At 69.0% G+C, this 14,088-nt stretch carries 15 protein-coding genes; 14 read left to right on the top strand and 1 reads right to left on the bottom strand.

Going from position 1 to position 14,088, the window contains the following annotated elements:
• Nucleotides 1-58: 58 nt before the first annotated feature.
• The 8 genes from lepB (at nucleotide 59) to G6048_RS04065 (ending at nucleotide 6,983) form a co-directional block, all read left to right on the top strand.
• On the top strand, nucleotides 59-805 hold the full coding sequence (lepB, locus tag G6048_RS04100; protein ID WP_165338038.1) for a signal peptidase I: 747 nt from the start codon (nucleotides 59-61) through the stop codon (nucleotides 803-805).
• Between the two features lie 22 nt (nucleotides 806-827).
• Complete coding sequence (locus tag G6048_RS04095) at nucleotides 828-1,337, top strand: NUDIX hydrolase (RefSeq protein ID WP_165338096.1); 510 nt, start codon at nucleotides 828-830, stop codon at nucleotides 1,335-1,337.
• Nucleotides 1,338-1,392: 55 nt separating this feature from the next.
• Nucleotides 1,393-1,701 carry a DUF2469 domain-containing protein gene (locus G6048_RS04090; protein WP_055510545.1) on the top strand — a complete coding sequence of 103 codons (309 nt, stop codon included), beginning with the start codon at nucleotides 1,393-1,395 and terminating at the stop codon, nucleotides 1,699-1,701.
• Between the two features lie 151 nt (nucleotides 1,702-1,852).
• The gene (locus tag G6048_RS04085) at nucleotides 1,853-2,224 is read left to right on the top strand and encodes a YraN family protein (RefSeq protein WP_165338037.1); all 372 of its coding nucleotides are present in this window, start codon (nucleotides 1,853-1,855) and stop codon (nucleotides 2,222-2,224) included.
• Nucleotides 2,224-3,849, top strand: a complete 1,626-nt coding sequence (locus G6048_RS04080) for a YifB family Mg chelatase-like AAA ATPase (RefSeq protein WP_165338036.1) — start codon at nucleotides 2,224-2,226, stop codon at nucleotides 3,847-3,849. Before G6048_RS04085 ends, G6048_RS04080 begins: the two co-directional genes overlap by 1 nt.
• A gap of 17 nt (nucleotides 3,850-3,866) precedes the next feature.
• Nucleotides 3,867-5,057 (top strand): DNA-processing protein DprA, encoded by a 1,191-nt coding sequence (gene dprA / locus G6048_RS04075; protein WP_408056113.1) that lies wholly within the window; start codon nucleotides 3,867-3,869, stop codon nucleotides 5,055-5,057.
• Between the two features lie 328 nt (nucleotides 5,058-5,385).
• Nucleotides 5,386-6,222 (top strand): RNA polymerase sigma factor WhiG, encoded by an 837-nt coding sequence (gene whiG / locus G6048_RS04070; RefSeq protein WP_165338034.1) that lies wholly within the window; start codon nucleotides 5,386-5,388, stop codon nucleotides 6,220-6,222.
• Nucleotides 6,223-6,425: 203 nt separating this feature from the next.
• Nucleotides 6,426-6,983: a TetR/AcrR family transcriptional regulator gene (locus tag G6048_RS04065; RefSeq protein ID WP_165338095.1), complete on the top strand. Its 558-nt coding sequence runs from the start codon at nucleotides 6,426-6,428 to the stop codon at nucleotides 6,981-6,983.
• A 150-nt stretch (nucleotides 6,984-7,133) separates the two neighbouring features.
• Here the strand turns inward: G6048_RS04065 and G6048_RS04060 are convergent, their stop codons facing one another.
• Nucleotides 7,134-7,772, bottom strand: a complete 639-nt coding sequence (locus G6048_RS04060) for a M23 family metallopeptidase (RefSeq protein WP_165338033.1) — start codon at nucleotides 7,770-7,772, stop codon at nucleotides 7,134-7,136.
• A gap of 279 nt (nucleotides 7,773-8,051) precedes the next feature.
• Here G6048_RS04060 and rpsB point away from each other — a divergent pair, with 279 nt between their 5' ends.
• The 6 genes from rpsB (at nucleotide 8,052) to rlmN (ending at nucleotide 14,045) form a co-directional block, all read left to right on the top strand.
• Complete coding sequence (gene rpsB, locus G6048_RS04055) at nucleotides 8,052-8,993, top strand: 30S ribosomal protein S2 (protein WP_165338032.1); 942 nt, start codon at nucleotides 8,052-8,054, stop codon at nucleotides 8,991-8,993.
• Between the two features lie 190 nt (nucleotides 8,994-9,183).
• Nucleotides 9,184-10,020, top strand: a complete 837-nt coding sequence (tsf, locus tag G6048_RS04050) for a translation elongation factor Ts (protein WP_165338031.1) — start codon at nucleotides 9,184-9,186, stop codon at nucleotides 10,018-10,020.
• Between the two features lie 187 nt (nucleotides 10,021-10,207).
• Entirely contained in the window at nucleotides 10,208-10,978 is a 771-nt protein-coding gene (pyrH, locus tag G6048_RS04045; RefSeq protein ID WP_165338030.1) for a UMP kinase, read from the top strand.
• Between the two features lie 155 nt (nucleotides 10,979-11,133).
• The gene (gene frr / locus G6048_RS04040) at nucleotides 11,134-11,691 is read left to right on the top strand and encodes a ribosome recycling factor (protein ID WP_033321128.1); all 558 of its coding nucleotides are present in this window, start codon (nucleotides 11,134-11,136) and stop codon (nucleotides 11,689-11,691) included.
• Nucleotides 11,691-12,839 (top strand): phosphatidate cytidylyltransferase, encoded by a 1,149-nt coding sequence (locus G6048_RS04035; protein WP_165338029.1) that lies wholly within the window; start codon nucleotides 11,691-11,693, stop codon nucleotides 12,837-12,839. The genes frr and G6048_RS04035 overlap by 1 nt, the downstream gene beginning before the upstream one ends.
• 99 nt (nucleotides 12,840-12,938) lie before the next feature.
• On the top strand, nucleotides 12,939-14,045 hold the full coding sequence (rlmN, locus tag G6048_RS04030) for a 23S rRNA (adenine(2503)-C(2))-methyltransferase RlmN (protein WP_165338028.1): 1,107 nt from the start codon (nucleotides 12,939-12,941) through the stop codon (nucleotides 14,043-14,045).
• Nucleotides 14,046-14,088: the final 43 nt, after the last annotated feature.

Genomic DNA, 14,088 nt, shown 5'->3' with positions numbered 1-14,088 from the left:
TTCCGAGGGCCGGAACCAGGCCTCCGGGGTCGATTCTCCAAGTTGGGGGAGCACTGGGATGAGCCAGACACGTCGTACGGACGAGGGCCACGGACGGCTCGGCAGCAAGCTGTCGAACCTGGCTGTGGCCCTCGGCTGTGTGCTCTTCCTCGGAGGATTCGCCTGGGGCGCCATCGTCTACCAGCCGTATACGGTGCCGACGGCCTCGATGACGCCCACCATCGCGGTCGGCGACCGTATCCTCGCCGAGCGGATCGACGGCAGCGAGGTCCAGCGCGGCGACGTCGTCGTCTTCAAGCAGGAGAGCTGGGGCAACGTGCCCATAGTCAAGCGGGTCGTCGCGGTCGGTGGCGACACGGTCGCCTGCTGCACGGACGGCAAGCTGACCGTCAACGGTAAGCAGATCGAGGAACCGTACCTGGCCAAGGGCTCCGAGGCCCGGGCGAACGAGATCCCGACCGTCAAGGTTCCCGAAGGCCGGCTCTTCCTTCTCGGTGACGAGCGCAGCGGCTCCCTCGACTCGACCGCCCATCTCACGGAGGCCGGCAACGGCTCGGTGCCGCGCGGCTCGGTGGACGCGCGGGTCGACGCGGTGGTGTGGCCCATGAACGGGGTGCTGGACCGAGCCACCGGCTTCGAGACGCTCGGCGGCATTTCCCAGCCCGGGCCCCTGAGGCTGGTCCTCGCCGCGATCGTGACGGGCGCGGTACTCGTCCTCGGTGGCGCCGCGTACGGGCCGCTCGCCAAGCGGGCGGCGCGGCGGCGGAGCGTTACGCCGGGCAAGGAGCAGGTTCTTGCCGGCTGACGTACCTCAGGGACTCGGTGAGCTGCCGCCCGAGGGGCGGGAGGGACTCGGTGAGCTGCGGAAGGTCGCGCGGGTGGTGCTTCTCGATCCGCGCGACCGCATTTTGCTGCTGCACGGCCACGAGCCCGGGGACCCGTCGGACGACTGGTGGTTCACTCCGGGCGGCGGCGTAGAAGGCGAGGAGACGCGCGAGGAAGCCGCATTGCGGGAACTCGCGGAGGAGACCGGCATCACCGATGTCGAGCTCGGTCCGGTGCTCTGGCGGCGGACGTGCTCGTTCCCGTTCGCGGGGCGCCGCTGGGACCAGGACGAGTGGTACTACCTGGCCCGTACGTCTCAGACGGCCACCGAGGCCCTCGGCCTGACCGAGCTGGAACGGCGCAGTGTCGCGGGAGCACGCTGGTGGACGTGCCAGGAACTACTCCAGGCACATGAGACGGTGTATCCGACCAGACTCGCCGGGCTGCTGAGTAGGCGGCTCGACGAGGGTCCCCCGACCAGGCCCGAGATCCTGGACACCGAAATCGTCTAGAGGCTCGCGGGGCTGGCGCACAATAGGGGGACGCACGGCTGAAGGGGAACATGCCATGAGCGCCGAGGACCTCGAGAAGTACGAGACCGAGATGGAGCTGAAGCTCTACCGGGAGTACCGCGACGTCGTCGGTCTGTTCAAATACGTGATCGAGACCGAGCGGCGCTTCTACCTCACCAACGACTATGAAATGCAGGTCCACTCGGTTCAGGGTGAGGTGTTTTTCGAGGTGTCCATGGCGGACGCCTGGGTCTGGGACATGTACCGGCCTGCTCGCTTCGTGAAGCAGGTTCGCGTACTCACGTTCAAGGACGTGAACATTGAGGAGCTGAACAAGAGCGACCTCGAGCTGCCGAGCAGCTGACCCACAGCTGCCGGCGGCCAGTGACCTGGAAGTGCCGCGACCGCTGATCACTCGCAAGAGTGGCGGCCTTGTCCACAAGCCCAGACTTGTCCACCAAGATCCAATAGCTTGCTGAGCTGCCCTCATCGTTGGCGCCGGAGGTGGTGCCGACATGAACGCACGCACTGCACGCGGCGCACTCGGCAAGTACGGCGAGGACCTGGCCGCGCGGCGGCTGGGCGAGGCCGGGATGACGGTCCTGGAGCGCAACTGGCGCTGTGGCAGGACCGGTGAGATCGACATCGTGGCCCGGGACGGCGACGCGGTCGTCGTCTGCGAGGTCAAGACCCGCCGGGCCGGTGCCTTCGAGCACCCGATGGCCGCCATCACGCCCCTCAAGGCGGAGCGACTGCGGGGCCTGGCCGAGCGCTGGGTGCAGGAACACGGAGGAGCGCCACCCGGCGGCGTACGAATCGATGTCGTCGGCGTCCTTCTCCCCGACCGCGGCGCGCCCGTCGTCGAGCATGTACGGGGGGTGGCCTGATGGGTTTCGCCCGTACGTGCTCGGTGGCACTGGTCGGCGTAGAGGGCGTCGTCGTCGAGGTCCAGGCGGACCTGGAGCCGGGGATCGCGGCCTTCACGCTGGTGGGACTGCCCGACAAGAGCCTGAGCGAGAGCAGGGACCGAGTCAGGGCGGCCGTGGTCAACTCCGGCGGCGAATGGCCCCAGAAGAAGCTCACGGTGGGACTCAGCCCCGCCTCGGTGCCGAAGGGCGGCAGCGGTTTCGATCTCGCTGTCGCATGCGCCGTACTGGGAGCCTCCGAGCGGATCGATCCACGGGTCCTCCCCGACATCGTGATGATCGGGGAGCTGGGCCTGGACGGCCGGGTGCGGCCGGTACGAGGCGTACTGCCCGCGGTGCTGGCCGCGGCCGACGCCGGATACGAACAGGTGGTGGTACCCGAGTGCGCCGCCGCCGAGGCCTCGCTGGTGCCCGGCGTTTCGGTACTCGGCGTCCGCAGCCTGCGCCAGCTGATCGCCGTCCTCACGGACGAGCCGGTGCCCGAAGAGGAACCGGACGAACAGGGCCGACCCGACCCGCTCCTCGCGGGCCTGCGCATGCCGGGAACCCGCGCCGCCTCCGGAATGCACAGCATGGGCGCCGCACAGCACGACCATGACCATGACCTCGCCGATGTCGTCGGCCAGCGTTCGGCGCGGACAGCGGTGGAGGTCGCCGCGGCCGGGGGCCACCATGTGTTCTTGGAAGGCCCGCCGGGTGCCGGCAAGACGATGCTCGCCGAGCGGCTGCCGGCCATCCTGCCGCCGCTCGACAGGCAGGAGTCGCTGGAAGTCACGGCGGTCCATTCCGTCGCTGGCCTGCTCCCTCCGGGGAAGCCCCTCATCGACACCCCGCCCTACTGCGCGCCCCACCACTCGGCGACGATGCAGGCGCTAGTCGGTGGCGGCCAGGGAATCGCACGACCCGGCGCGGTGTCGCTGTCTCACCGTGGCGTTCTCTTTCTCGACGAAACTCCAGAGTTCGGCAGCCGGGCGCTGGACGCGCTGCGCCAGCCTTTGGAAGCGGGACACGTCGTGATCGCGCGCACCGCAGGTGTCGTCCGCTTCCCGGCGAGATTCCTGATGGTGCTCGCGGCCAACCCGTGCCCCTGCGGCCGCTTCTCGAAGACGGGCAACGCCTGCGAGTGCTCCACTCCGATGATCCGCCGCTACCAGGCCCGGCTCTCCGGTCCGCTGCTCGACCGGGTCGACCTGCGGGTCGAGGTGGACCGCGTCACGCGCTCGGAGATGCTCGACGCCGGCATGCAGGGCGAATCCACCTCGACCGTCGCCGACCGGGTTCGAGCGGCAAGGGAGCGCACTGCCGCCCGTCTGGCAGGCACACCGTGGCGGACGAACAGCGAGGTCCCGGGAAGCGACCTTCGCAGCCGGTGGCACGCGTCGATCGGCGCCATGGACGAAGCCGAACGGAGCCTGGAGCGCGGCCTCCTCACCGCCCGCGGTCTCGATCGCGTACTGCGCGTCGCCTGGACCATCGCGGACCTCGTCGGCCACGACCGGCCTGACGCCACGGACGTCGCCCTCGCCCTGCAACTGCGCACCGGCGTGCCGCAGGGGGTGCCGATGGCGATCGGAGCGATGTCGTGAGCGGGGGCGATGAGCGCGTGAGCGGGAGGCATGAGCAGGTGAACGGAGGCGGCGAGCGGGTGAGCGGCGGCGACGAGCGGCTCCACCGGGTTTTCCTCGCTCGCGTCATCGAACCCGGGGACGAGGTCAGCGGGCGCTGGCTCCGGCAGCTCGGGGCCGGCGAGGTGGTGCGGCGCCTCTTCGGACAAGGGGAACAGCTGCCGGGGGTGACGGACAAACGGTGGGCGGGCCTGCGGGCCAGGGCCCAGCAGGCGGATCCGGAGCGGGACCTGGCGGTCGCGCGGGACGCCGGGATGCGGTTCGTCTGCCCCGGGGACCCCGAGTGGTCGGCGCAACTCGACGACCTGGGGGACGCGCGGCCCATCGGACTATGGGTACGAGGGCGGCCCAACCTGCGGATATGGGCGCTGCGGTCCGTCGCGGTCGTGGGCGCCCGGGCCTGCACCGAGTACGGCGCCCATATGGCGGCCATCCTCGGCGCGGAGCTCGCGGAGCGGGGCTGGGTCGTGGTGTCCGGAGGCGCGTACGGAGTCGACGGTGCGGCACATCGCGGTGCCCTCGGGGCCGGCGGAGCCACCGTCGCCGTGCTCGCCTGCGGGGTCGACCAGCCGTACCCGCGCGGACACACTCAGTTGATCACCAGGATCGCGGAACAGGGCCTGGTCATCGGCGAGTTGCCACCCGGCGATCACCCAACGCCGAGCAGATTCATCCTCCGCAACAGGGTCATCGCGGCGCTGACCCGCGGCACGGTGGTCGTCGAGGCCGCCTATCGCAGCGGCGCGCTGGTGACCGCGCGCGCCGCGCAGCGGTTGGGGCGCTACACGATAGGAGTGCCGGGCCCCGCCACCAGCGGGCTCTCGGCCGGTGTGCACGAACTGCTGCGCGGGGACGCGGTGCTCGTCACCGACGCCGCCGAGATCGTCGAGCTGGTCGGCGACATGGGTGACCTGGCGCCGGACCGGCGCGGCCCGGTGCTGCCGCGGGACCTCCTGGACCCGGACGCCCGCCGAGTGCTTGCCGCGCTGCCCGCCCGGCGGATCGCGTCGGCCGAGGAGATCGCCAGGGGTGCCGGGACGACGCAGGACGACGCAGTCGGGAAGCTGTACGAACTCCGGTCACTTGGTTACGTCGAGCGACACGGCTACGGCTGGAAGTTGACACGCGAGGCGATGATCCCCGTCCACCCGGATCGGCGGCGATGCTGACCCAGCGTGTTCCCCCGTCCGGGCGACACCCCGATGTCCCTGGAAGTTCCCGCAGTTGGCGCCTCGCGACGGTCACGTACGGCGACGGACGTGCCCCTGAGGGGCGCCCAGCGGAACGTATCTGCGCATGCCGGATCCCCCGCTCTTCGCTCACTGCGACTCCCCAGTCACGCTACGCTCACGAGGATTCCGGCACAGACAAGCAACCGAAGCAGGTAACCAGCCAGGCAACCAAAGCCAGGTAAGCAACTCAGCCCAGCACCTCGACTACAGACCGACAGCTCACTCAGGCACCCCCTGTTCACGGCAGAACGGCTCAAGACGACGAATGCCCCAGCACACCTCCGGGTCTGACCGGGCGGCTGCTCCTCCCGCTGCCCGCGGCGACGTGCGGCCGCCCGCGCCCTCGACGCTCGACGAGCTGTGGAGGTCGTACAAGGCGACGGGCGACGAGCGGTTGCGCGAGCAACTGATCCTGCACTACTCGCCGCTGGTCAAATACGTCGCGGGCCGGGTGAGTGTGGGGCTGCCGCCCAATGTGGAGCAGGCGGACTTCGTCTCGTCCGGAGTGTTCGGGCTGATCGACGCGATCGAGAAGTTCGACATCGAGCGGGAGATCAAGTTCGAGACGTACGCGATCACCCGGATCCGGGGCGCGATGATCGACGAACTGCGGGCCCTGGACTGGATTCCGCGGTCCGTGCGGCAGAAGGCGCGCAATGTCGAGCGGGCCTACGCGACACTGGAGGCCCGGCTGCGGCGCAGTCCGTCGGAGGGCGAGGTGGCCGACGAGTTGGGCATCGGGGTGGAGGAACTCCACGCCGTCTTCAGCCAGTTGTCGCTGGCGAACGTGGTGGCCCTGGAGGAGCTGCTGCACGCCGGGGGCGAGAGCGGTGACCGGCTGAGCCTGATGGACACGCTCGAGGACACCGCGGCCGACAACCCCGTGGAGATCGCCGAGGACCGCGAGCTGCGGCGGTTCCTCGCACGGGCCATCAACACGCTGCCCGAGCGCGAGAAGACCGTGGTCACGCTGTACTACTACGAGGGACTCACGCTCGCCGAGATCGGCAACGTACTCGGGGTGACCGAGAGCCGGGTCAGCCAGATCCACACGAAGTCGGTGCTCCAGTTGCGGGCGAAGCTTGCGAGCTTCGGACGCTGACCGCTGCTGACGGTGGCTGACAGCCGCCGGCTTCCGCCGACTCGGCTGACTCGCGCCTCCTGCCCCTCCCCGCTCCCTTCGGTCGAGGCATCCTCGGATCGTCCGGGCCGAGGAGTCCCGATCAGACCCGTCATGCGGAGTCACTCCCGTCCTGGGTGGTCCATCCGTAAAGTGGAGGCGTGCCAAGGATTCGAGCGGCCTCCGTGGCCGAGCACCGGTCGATGCAGCGAGCCGCCCTGTTGGACGCGGCCCGATCGCTGCTGTCGCAGGGTGGGACTGAGGCGCTGACGTTCCCCGCGCTTGCCGAGCGCACGGGACTCGCGCGGTCCTCCGTCTATGAGTACTTCCGGTCACGGGCGGCCGTGGTCGAAGAACTCTGCGCGGTCGACTTCCCCGTATGGGCGGCCGAGGTCGAGGCGGCGATGTCGCAGGCTCAGACGCCCGAGGGCAAGGTCGAGGCGTATGTCCGCCAACAGCTCGCTCTGGTCGGCGACCGGCGGCACCGGGCCGTCGTGGCCATCTCCGCGAGCGAACTCGACGCGGGCGCGCGAGAAAAGATCCGCGCCGCGCACGGCGGCCTCGTCGCCATGATCGTGGAAGCGCTCGGGGACATGGGCCACGACCAGCCCCGTATGGCCGCCATGCTCTTGCAGGGCATCGTGGACGCGGCGGTACGGCGCATCGAGCTGGGCGCGGCTGAGGAGCCGGACGCCATCACCGATGCCGCTGTGGCGATGGTGTTGCGGGGGGTACGGGGCTGAGGGCCTTCTCGGCTGACTGGAGGGTGGGTTCGCTCTTCCGGGCTTCCCACCCTCCCCCACCGCCCCTGCGGCAAAACGGTCAACTGGGCGCGACATCCGGCCACGCCAATCTGGACGCGGCACCCAGACACCACGTCAGTACTGCACCCCCTACGTCGGTGGTCCCTCCGGTACGCCGCTGACCGGGAGCAGGCGTGAAGGGCCGCGGCGGAGTAGACCTGGGGGCAGCAGGGAGAGCGGGTCCAGGTAGGTGTTGGCTCGGAGTAGGCCCCAGTGCAGGCAGTGCGCCGGGCAATGGGAGCCCGTGGGTTCCACGACGCCGACGATGTCGCCCGGCGCCACCTCGTCTCCCTTCTTCGCTGTCCCGCGTACCGGTTCGTATGTGGTGCGCAGAGGGGGATCGCCGGTGCTGTCGAGTGCGATCGAGACGACTCCGCGGCCGGCGACCCTGCCGGCGAAGGAGACACGGCCGGGTGCCACGGCGCGGACCGGGGTGCCCGGTGGCGCCGCGAGGTCGACTCCGCGGTGGCCCCGGCCGTACTCCGCCGTCGGTGGATCCCAGGCGCGGGTCACGGGTGGGCGTACCCCTACGGGCCAGGTGCGGCCGACAGCCGGGACCGGGGGATCGGCTCCCGGCGGTGCCGGGCCGTTCGCGCCACCGGGAGCCGATGCCCCGGCAGCGGGTAAGGCGATGCCGAGGGCGGTCACCGTCAGGCCCAACAGCAGGGCCAGCCACGTACGAAGGCATCGCTGACGTCGTCGGTCTCGTCGGAATCGTTCTGCTCGCATGCGAGAACGCTCCCGCGATCTGCGGGGAAAAGTGGATCATGGCCAGGATCTGTGGAGTACCGGGCGGTTGTGGATAGCGGCGTCACCCGGTGCCTCGCGTGTCCCGTACACTTCTGGTGGCGATCCGGGTCACCGGGTCGACTTCGCACGCCCCGACACCGGGCCACCAAAAGCCGGTGTCAGCGCCCCTCGGTCCCTAGTGGCAGGCGCATCGCGGGCGTCAGGCGCGGGTGCCGTCCGGCACGCGCGGCACAACCGAGAACACCAAGGAGTACGGCCATGGCCGTCGTCACGATGCGGGAGCTGCTGGAAAGCGGCGTCCACTTCGGTCACCAGACCCGCCGTTGGAACCCGAAGATGAAGCGATTCATCTTCACGGAGCGCAACGGCATTTACATCATCGACCTGCTCCAGTCGCTGTCGTACATCGACCGCGCCTACGAGTTCGTCAAGGAGACCGTCGCCCACGGCGGCACGGTCATGTTCGTCGGCACGAAGAAGCAGGCGCAGGAGGCCATCGCCGAGCAGGCCACCCGCGTCGGCATGCCTTACGTCAACCAGCGCTGGCTGGGCGGCATGCTCACCAACTTCTCGACCGTCTACAAGCGCCTGCAGCGCCTGAAGGAGCTCGAGCAGATCGACTTCGAGGACGTGGCCGCCTCCGGCCTCACCAAGAAGGAGCTGCTGGTCCTCTCCCGCGAGAAGGCCAAGCTGGAGAAGACCCTCGGCGGTATCCGCGAGATGTCCAAGGTTCCCAGCGCCGTCTGGATCGTGGACACCAAGAAGGAGCACATCGCGGTCGGTGAGGCCCGGAAGCTCAACATCCCGGTCGTCGCCATCCTCGACACCAACTGCGACCCCGACGAGGTCGACTACAAGATCCCGGGCAACGACGACGCGATCCGCTCCGTCACCCTGCTCACCCGCGTGATCGCCGACGCCGTCGCCGAGGGCCTCATCGCCCGCTCCGGTGCCGCCGCCGAGGCCAAGGGTGAGAAGGCCGCGGGCGAGCCGCTCGCCGAGTGGGAGCGCGACCTGCTCGAGGGTGGCGAGAAGAAGGCCGAGGAGGCCACCACCGAGGCTCCGGCCGCGGCTGAGGCCCCTGCTGCTGAGGCTGAGGCCCCCGCCGAGGCCCCGACTGAGGCCCCTGCTGAGGCTCCGGCCGCTGTTGAGGCCCCCGTTGCCGAGGCCGAGAAGCCGGCCGAGGCTGAGCAGGCCTGACCCCGGCGTCGCAGGCCTTGACCTCCGCGTCGTGGGCCTGACTCCAGCGTCACGGCTCAAGTGACGGCGGGCGGCGCCAGCGCGCCGCCCGCCGTTCACCCGTAGACCGTAGATCTTCGGTGGACGCCCGCCCGATCAGCGGCGGACGCCGACTTCGAGACTTCGAACTCCGAGAAGAGATTCACTGATCATGGCGAACTACACCGCCGCCGACGTCAAGAAGCTCCGCGAGCTCACCGGCGCCGGCATGATGGACTGCAAGAAGGCGCTCGACGAGGCCGACGGCAACGTCGACAAGGCCGTCGAGGCCCTGCGCATCAAGGGCCAGAAGGGCGTCGCCAAGCGCGAGGGCCGCTCCGCCGAGAACGGCGCCGTCGTCTCCCTGATCGCCGACGACAACACCTCCGGTGTCCTCGTCGAGCTGAAGTGCGAGACGGACTTCGTCGCCAAGGGCGAGAAGTTCCAGGCCGCCGCGAACGCGCTCGCCGCGCATGTCGCCGCCACCTCCCCGGCCGACCTCGAAGCGCTGCTCGCATCCGAGATCGAGCCCGGCAAGACGGTCCAGGCGTACGTCGACGAGGCCAACGCCAACCTGGGCGAGAAGATCGTCCTGGACCGCTTCGCCCAGTTCTCCGGCGAGTACGTCACCACGTACATGCACCGCACCATGCCCGACCTGCCCCCGCAGATCGGTGTCCTCGTGGAGCTGGACAAGCCGGACGCCGAGACCGCCAAGGGCATCGCCCAGCACATCGCCGCCTTCGCGCCCAAGTACCTCTCCCGTGAGGACGTTCCGGCCGAGGTCGTCGAGAGCGAGCGCCGCGTCGCCGAGGAGACCACGCGCGCCGAGGGCAAGCCCGAGGCCGCCCTGCCGAAGATCGTCGAGGGTCGCGTCAATGCCTTCTTCAAGGAGGCCACGCTCCTCGGCCAGCCGTACGCGCTCGACCAGAAGAAGTCCGTCCAGAAGGTCCTGGACGAGGCCGGTGTCACCCTGAAGCGCTTCGTGCGCATCAAGGTCGGCATCTGAGTCCGTACCGCGCTCCACGCGAGAGCCCGCTAGGGTCGACAGCAGTCGTCCTCGCACGTGGGCACGCGCGCGTGCGTGACGGACGACAGCAGATCTGACGAGGAGGCCATTGCCGCGCATGGGATGAGAACACCCACCGGCAATGGCCTCCTTCGTATGTGCGACACGTAAAAGAGGCGAGATCTCCATGACCACCACCAAGGCCGACAAGGACGACAAGAGCGATCACGGCAAAGGCGCGGGGCGCTTTCTGCTGAAGCTTTCCGGTGAGGCGTTCGCCGGTGGCGGGGGACTGGGCGTCGACCCCGACGTGGTGCACAAAATCGCCCGAGAGGTGGCCGCCGTTGTCCGCGGCGGTGCCCAGATCGCCGTCGTCATCGGCGGCGGCAACTTCTTCCGCGGCGCCGAGTTGCAGCAGCGCGGCATGGACCGGGCCCGCTCCGACTACATGGGCATGCTCGGTACGGTCATGAACTGCCTCGCCCTTCAGGACTTCCTGGAGAAGGAGGGCATCGACTCGCGTGTGCAGACCGCCATCACCATGGGGCAGGTCGCGGAGCCGTACATCCCGCTGCGTGCCGTGCGCCACCTGGAGAAGGGCCGCGTGGTCATCTTCGGCGCCGGTATGGGCATGCCGTACTTCTCCACCGACACCACCGCCGCCCAGCGCGCCCTGGAGATCGACGCCGAAGCCCTGCTGATGGGCAAGAACGGTGTGGACGGGGTCTACGACTCCGACCCGAAGACCAACCCCGAGGCCGTCAAGTTCGACTCGCTCAGTTATGGCGAGGTCATCACGCGGGACCTGAAGGTCGCCGACATGACAGCCATCACGCTCTGCCGGGATAACAAGCTGCCCATCCTGGTCTTCGAGCTTCTGGCGGAGGGCAATATCGCGCGGGCCGTCAAGGGTGAGAAGATCGGCACTCTCGTGGGTGACCAAGGCAGCCGGGCCTGACCGGGACTGTCCCTGCCAGGAGGACGGACCCTGACCGGGGGATGGACAATGTCCTGCCGGTCGGGAACCGTGCAGTAATAAGACGCGACGCAGCCGGCTGCCGACCCCGACCAGGAACAGCTGCCGGGCCTACTCAAGACACGCAGGAGCAAGTGGTGATCGAAGAGACCCTCCTCGAGGCCGAGGAGAAGATGGAGAAGGCCGTCGTGGTCGCCAAGGAGGACTTCGCCGCGATCCGCACCGGTCGTGCGCACCCGGCGATGTTCAACAAGATCGTGGCCGACTACTACGGCGCACTGACGCCGATCAACCAGCTCGCCTCGTTCTCGGTGCCGGAACCGCGTATGGCCGTGGTGACCCCGTTCGACAAGAGCGCGCTGCGCAACATCGAGCAGGCGATCCGTGACTCCGACCTGGGCGTCAACCCGAGCAACGACGGCAACATCATTCGGGTGGTGTTCCCCGAGCTGACCGAGGAGCGCCGCAGGGACTACATCAAGGTCGCCAAGACCAAGGGCGAGGACGCCAAGGTCTCGATCCGATCCGTCCGCCGCAAGGCCAAGGACGCCATCGACAAGATGATCAAGGATGGCGAGGTCGGCGAGGACGAGGGCCGCCGTGCGGAGAAGGAGCTCGACGACACCACCGCGAAGTACGTGGCCCAGGTGGACGAGCTGCTCAAGCACAAGGAATCAGAGCTGCTCGAGGTCTGATGAACGACTCTTCCTGGGGGGCGCCGCCACAAGCCGGGTACTGGGGGCCGTCCGACCAGGGGCCCGCCCAGGGGGCTGCCCCGGCGGGTCCCGCGTACGACACGCACAACGCCCAGCAGACTCGCCCCATGCCCATCGTGCCCGACGTACCCGCGCATGGCGGAAACCAGGATGACGACCGGGGGGCCGCCGTGTCGGGTGGCCCCCTGTTCCGCGACGAGACGCCGTCGACGCCGCCGCACCGGGCCCCGTCGCGCCACCAGCCCCAGCCCCATCCTCAGTCGCAGGAGCCCATGTCCAGCGCCTCAGAGCCGGCGTCCGCACCGCAGAAGAAGAACGCGGGCCGTGACCTGGGTGCTGCCATAGGAGTCGGCGTCGCGCTCGGCGCGGTGATCGTCGTGTCGCTGTTCGTCGTCAAGGCCGTTTTCATCGGCGTCATAGTGGTCGCCGTCGTGGTCGGTCTGTGGGAGCTGACCTCGCGGCTCCAGGAGCGCAAGAGCATCAAGGCGCCTCTCGTGCCGCTCGCACTCGGCGGTGCGGCGATGGTCGTCGCCGGATACGTACGGGGGGCAGAGGGCGCCTGGGTGGCGATGGCGCTCACCGCTCTCGCCGTCCTCGTCTGGCGCATGACGGAACCACCCGAGGGCTACCTCAAGGACGTCACGGCGGGTGTTTTCGCGGCCTTCTACATCCCGTTCCTGGCCACATTCGTGGCGATGATGCTCACCGCCGACGACGGCGCGTGGCGGGTCCTGACGTTCCTGGCGCTGGCCGTGGTGAGTGACACGGGCGCGTACGCCGTCGGCTGGCGCTTCGGCAAGCACAAGCTCGCCCCGCGCATCAGCCCCGGCAAGACCCGCGAGGGCCTGCTCGGCGCGGTCGCCTTCGCCATGGTGGCCGGCGCACTGTTCATGCAGTTCCTGATCGAGGACGGCACCTGGTGGCAGGGCCTGCTCATGGGCTTTGCGGTCGCTGTCACCGCCACCCTGGGCGACCTCGGCGAGTCCATGATCAAGCGGGACCTCGGCATCAAGGACATGGGAACACTGCTGCCGGGGCACGGCGGCATCATGGATCGTTTGGATTCGCTGCTGCCTACGGCGCCGGTGGTGTGGCTGTTGCTGGTGATCTTCGTCGGTTCCGGATGACCTTGGTGAATCGCTGCTGACCTGCACACTCATGCGTGAGGGGCTCGTTGTCCACAGGTGGCGAGCCCCTCTTCGTATGTCTGCGACACTTGTATGGCCATGCCTAAGCCCGGAGAACTCACTTTCGTCGCCCCCCGCGCAGCCAAGAAGCCGCCGCGGCACCTTGCCGATCTCTCGCCCGCCGAGCGCAAGGAAGCCGTTGCCGCGATCGGTGAGAAGCCGTTTCGCGCCAAGCAGCTCTCGCAGCACTACTTCGCGCGGTACGCGCACGATCCGGAGCAGTGGACCGACATCCCTGCCGGTTCGCGCACCAAGCTTCGGGAGGCGCTGCTTCCCGAGTTGATGACGGTCGTACGGCATCTGTCGACCGACCAGGACACCACCCGCAAGACCCTGTGGCGAATGTTCGACGGGACGCTCGTCGAGTCCGTGCTGATGCGCTACCCGGACCGGGTCACCATGTGCATCAGTTCGCAGGCGGGCTGCGGTATGAACTGCCCGTTCTGCGCCACCGGACAGGCCGGTCTCGACCGGAATCTGTCGACCGCCGAGATCGTGCACCAGATCGTGGATGGGATGCGGGCCCTGCGGGACGGGGAGATTCCCGGGGGGCCGGCCCGGCTCTCCAACATCGTGTTCATGGGCATGGGCGAGCCCCTCGCCAACTACAAGCGCGTCGTCGGGGCGATACGGGCGCTCACCGACCCCGAGCCGGACGGGCTCGGGCTGTCGCAGCGCGGCATCACCGTATCGACCGTCGGACTGGTCCCTGCCATCCACCGGTTCGCCGACGAGGGCTTCAAGTGCCGGCTCGCCATCTCGCTGCACGCGCCGGACGACGAACTGCGCGACACCCTCGTACCCGTCAACACACGGTGGAAGGTGCGGGAAGTCCTTGACGCCGGATGGGAGTACGCGGCCAGGTCCGGGCGCCGGCTGTCCATCGAGTACGCGCTGATCCGGGACATCAACGACCAGGCGTGGCGCGGTGATCGGCTCGGCCGGCTGCTCAAGGGCAAGCCGGTGCACGTCAACCTGATCCCGCTGAACCCGACGCCCGGCTCCAAGTGGACCGCCTCCCGGCCGGAGGACGAGAAGACGTTCGTCGAGGCGATCGCGGCCCACGGAGTGCCGGTCACCGTCCGGGACACCCGTGGCCAGGAGATCGATGGGGCATGCGGGCAACTCGCGGCCACCGAACGCTAAGCGCTGCGCTGGAACGGTTCGAAGCCGCGGGTCACGTCGTGGC

This window comes from Streptomyces ureilyticus, from assembly GCF_011045025.1.
In the GTDB taxonomy this organism is placed as follows: domain Bacteria; phylum Actinomycetota; class Actinomycetes; order Streptomycetales; family Streptomycetaceae; genus Streptomyces; species Streptomyces ureilyticus.
The sequence above is the reverse complement of the archived record's forward strand: the minus strand, read 5'-3'. Positions and strand labels throughout refer to the sequence as shown.

Coding starts and splice junctions, on each gene's coding strand:
- lepB (WP_165338038.1), top strand. CDS start 59: ATGAGCCAGACACGTCGTACGGACGAGGGCCACGGACGGCTCGGCAGC.
- G6048_RS04090 (WP_055510545.1), top strand. CDS start 1,393: ATGAGCGCCGAGGACCTCGAGAAGTACGAGACCGAGATGGAGCTGAAG.
- G6048_RS04085 (WP_165338037.1), top strand. CDS start 1,853: ATGAACGCACGCACTGCACGCGGCGCACTCGGCAAGTACGGCGAGGAC.
- G6048_RS04080 (WP_165338036.1), top strand. CDS start 2,224: ATGGGTTTCGCCCGTACGTGCTCGGTGGCACTGGTCGGCGTAGAGGGC.
- whiG (WP_165338034.1), top strand. CDS start 5,386: ATGCCCCAGCACACCTCCGGGTCTGACCGGGCGGCTGCTCCTCCCGCT.
- G6048_RS04060 (WP_165338033.1), bottom strand. CDS start 7,772: ATGCGAGCAGAACGATTCCGACGAGACCGACGACGTCAGCGATGCCTT.
- rpsB (WP_165338032.1), top strand. CDS start 8,052: ATGGCCGTCGTCACGATGCGGGAGCTGCTGGAAAGCGGCGTCCACTTC.
- tsf (WP_165338031.1), top strand. CDS start 9,184: ATGGCGAACTACACCGCCGCCGACGTCAAGAAGCTCCGCGAGCTCACC.
- pyrH (WP_165338030.1), top strand. CDS start 10,208: ATGACCACCACCAAGGCCGACAAGGACGACAAGAGCGATCACGGCAAA.
- G6048_RS04035 (WP_165338029.1), top strand. CDS start 11,691: ATGAACGACTCTTCCTGGGGGGCGCCGCCACAAGCCGGGTACTGGGGG.
- rlmN (WP_165338028.1), top strand. CDS start 12,939: ATGCCTAAGCCCGGAGAACTCACTTTCGTCGCCCCCCGCGCAGCCAAG.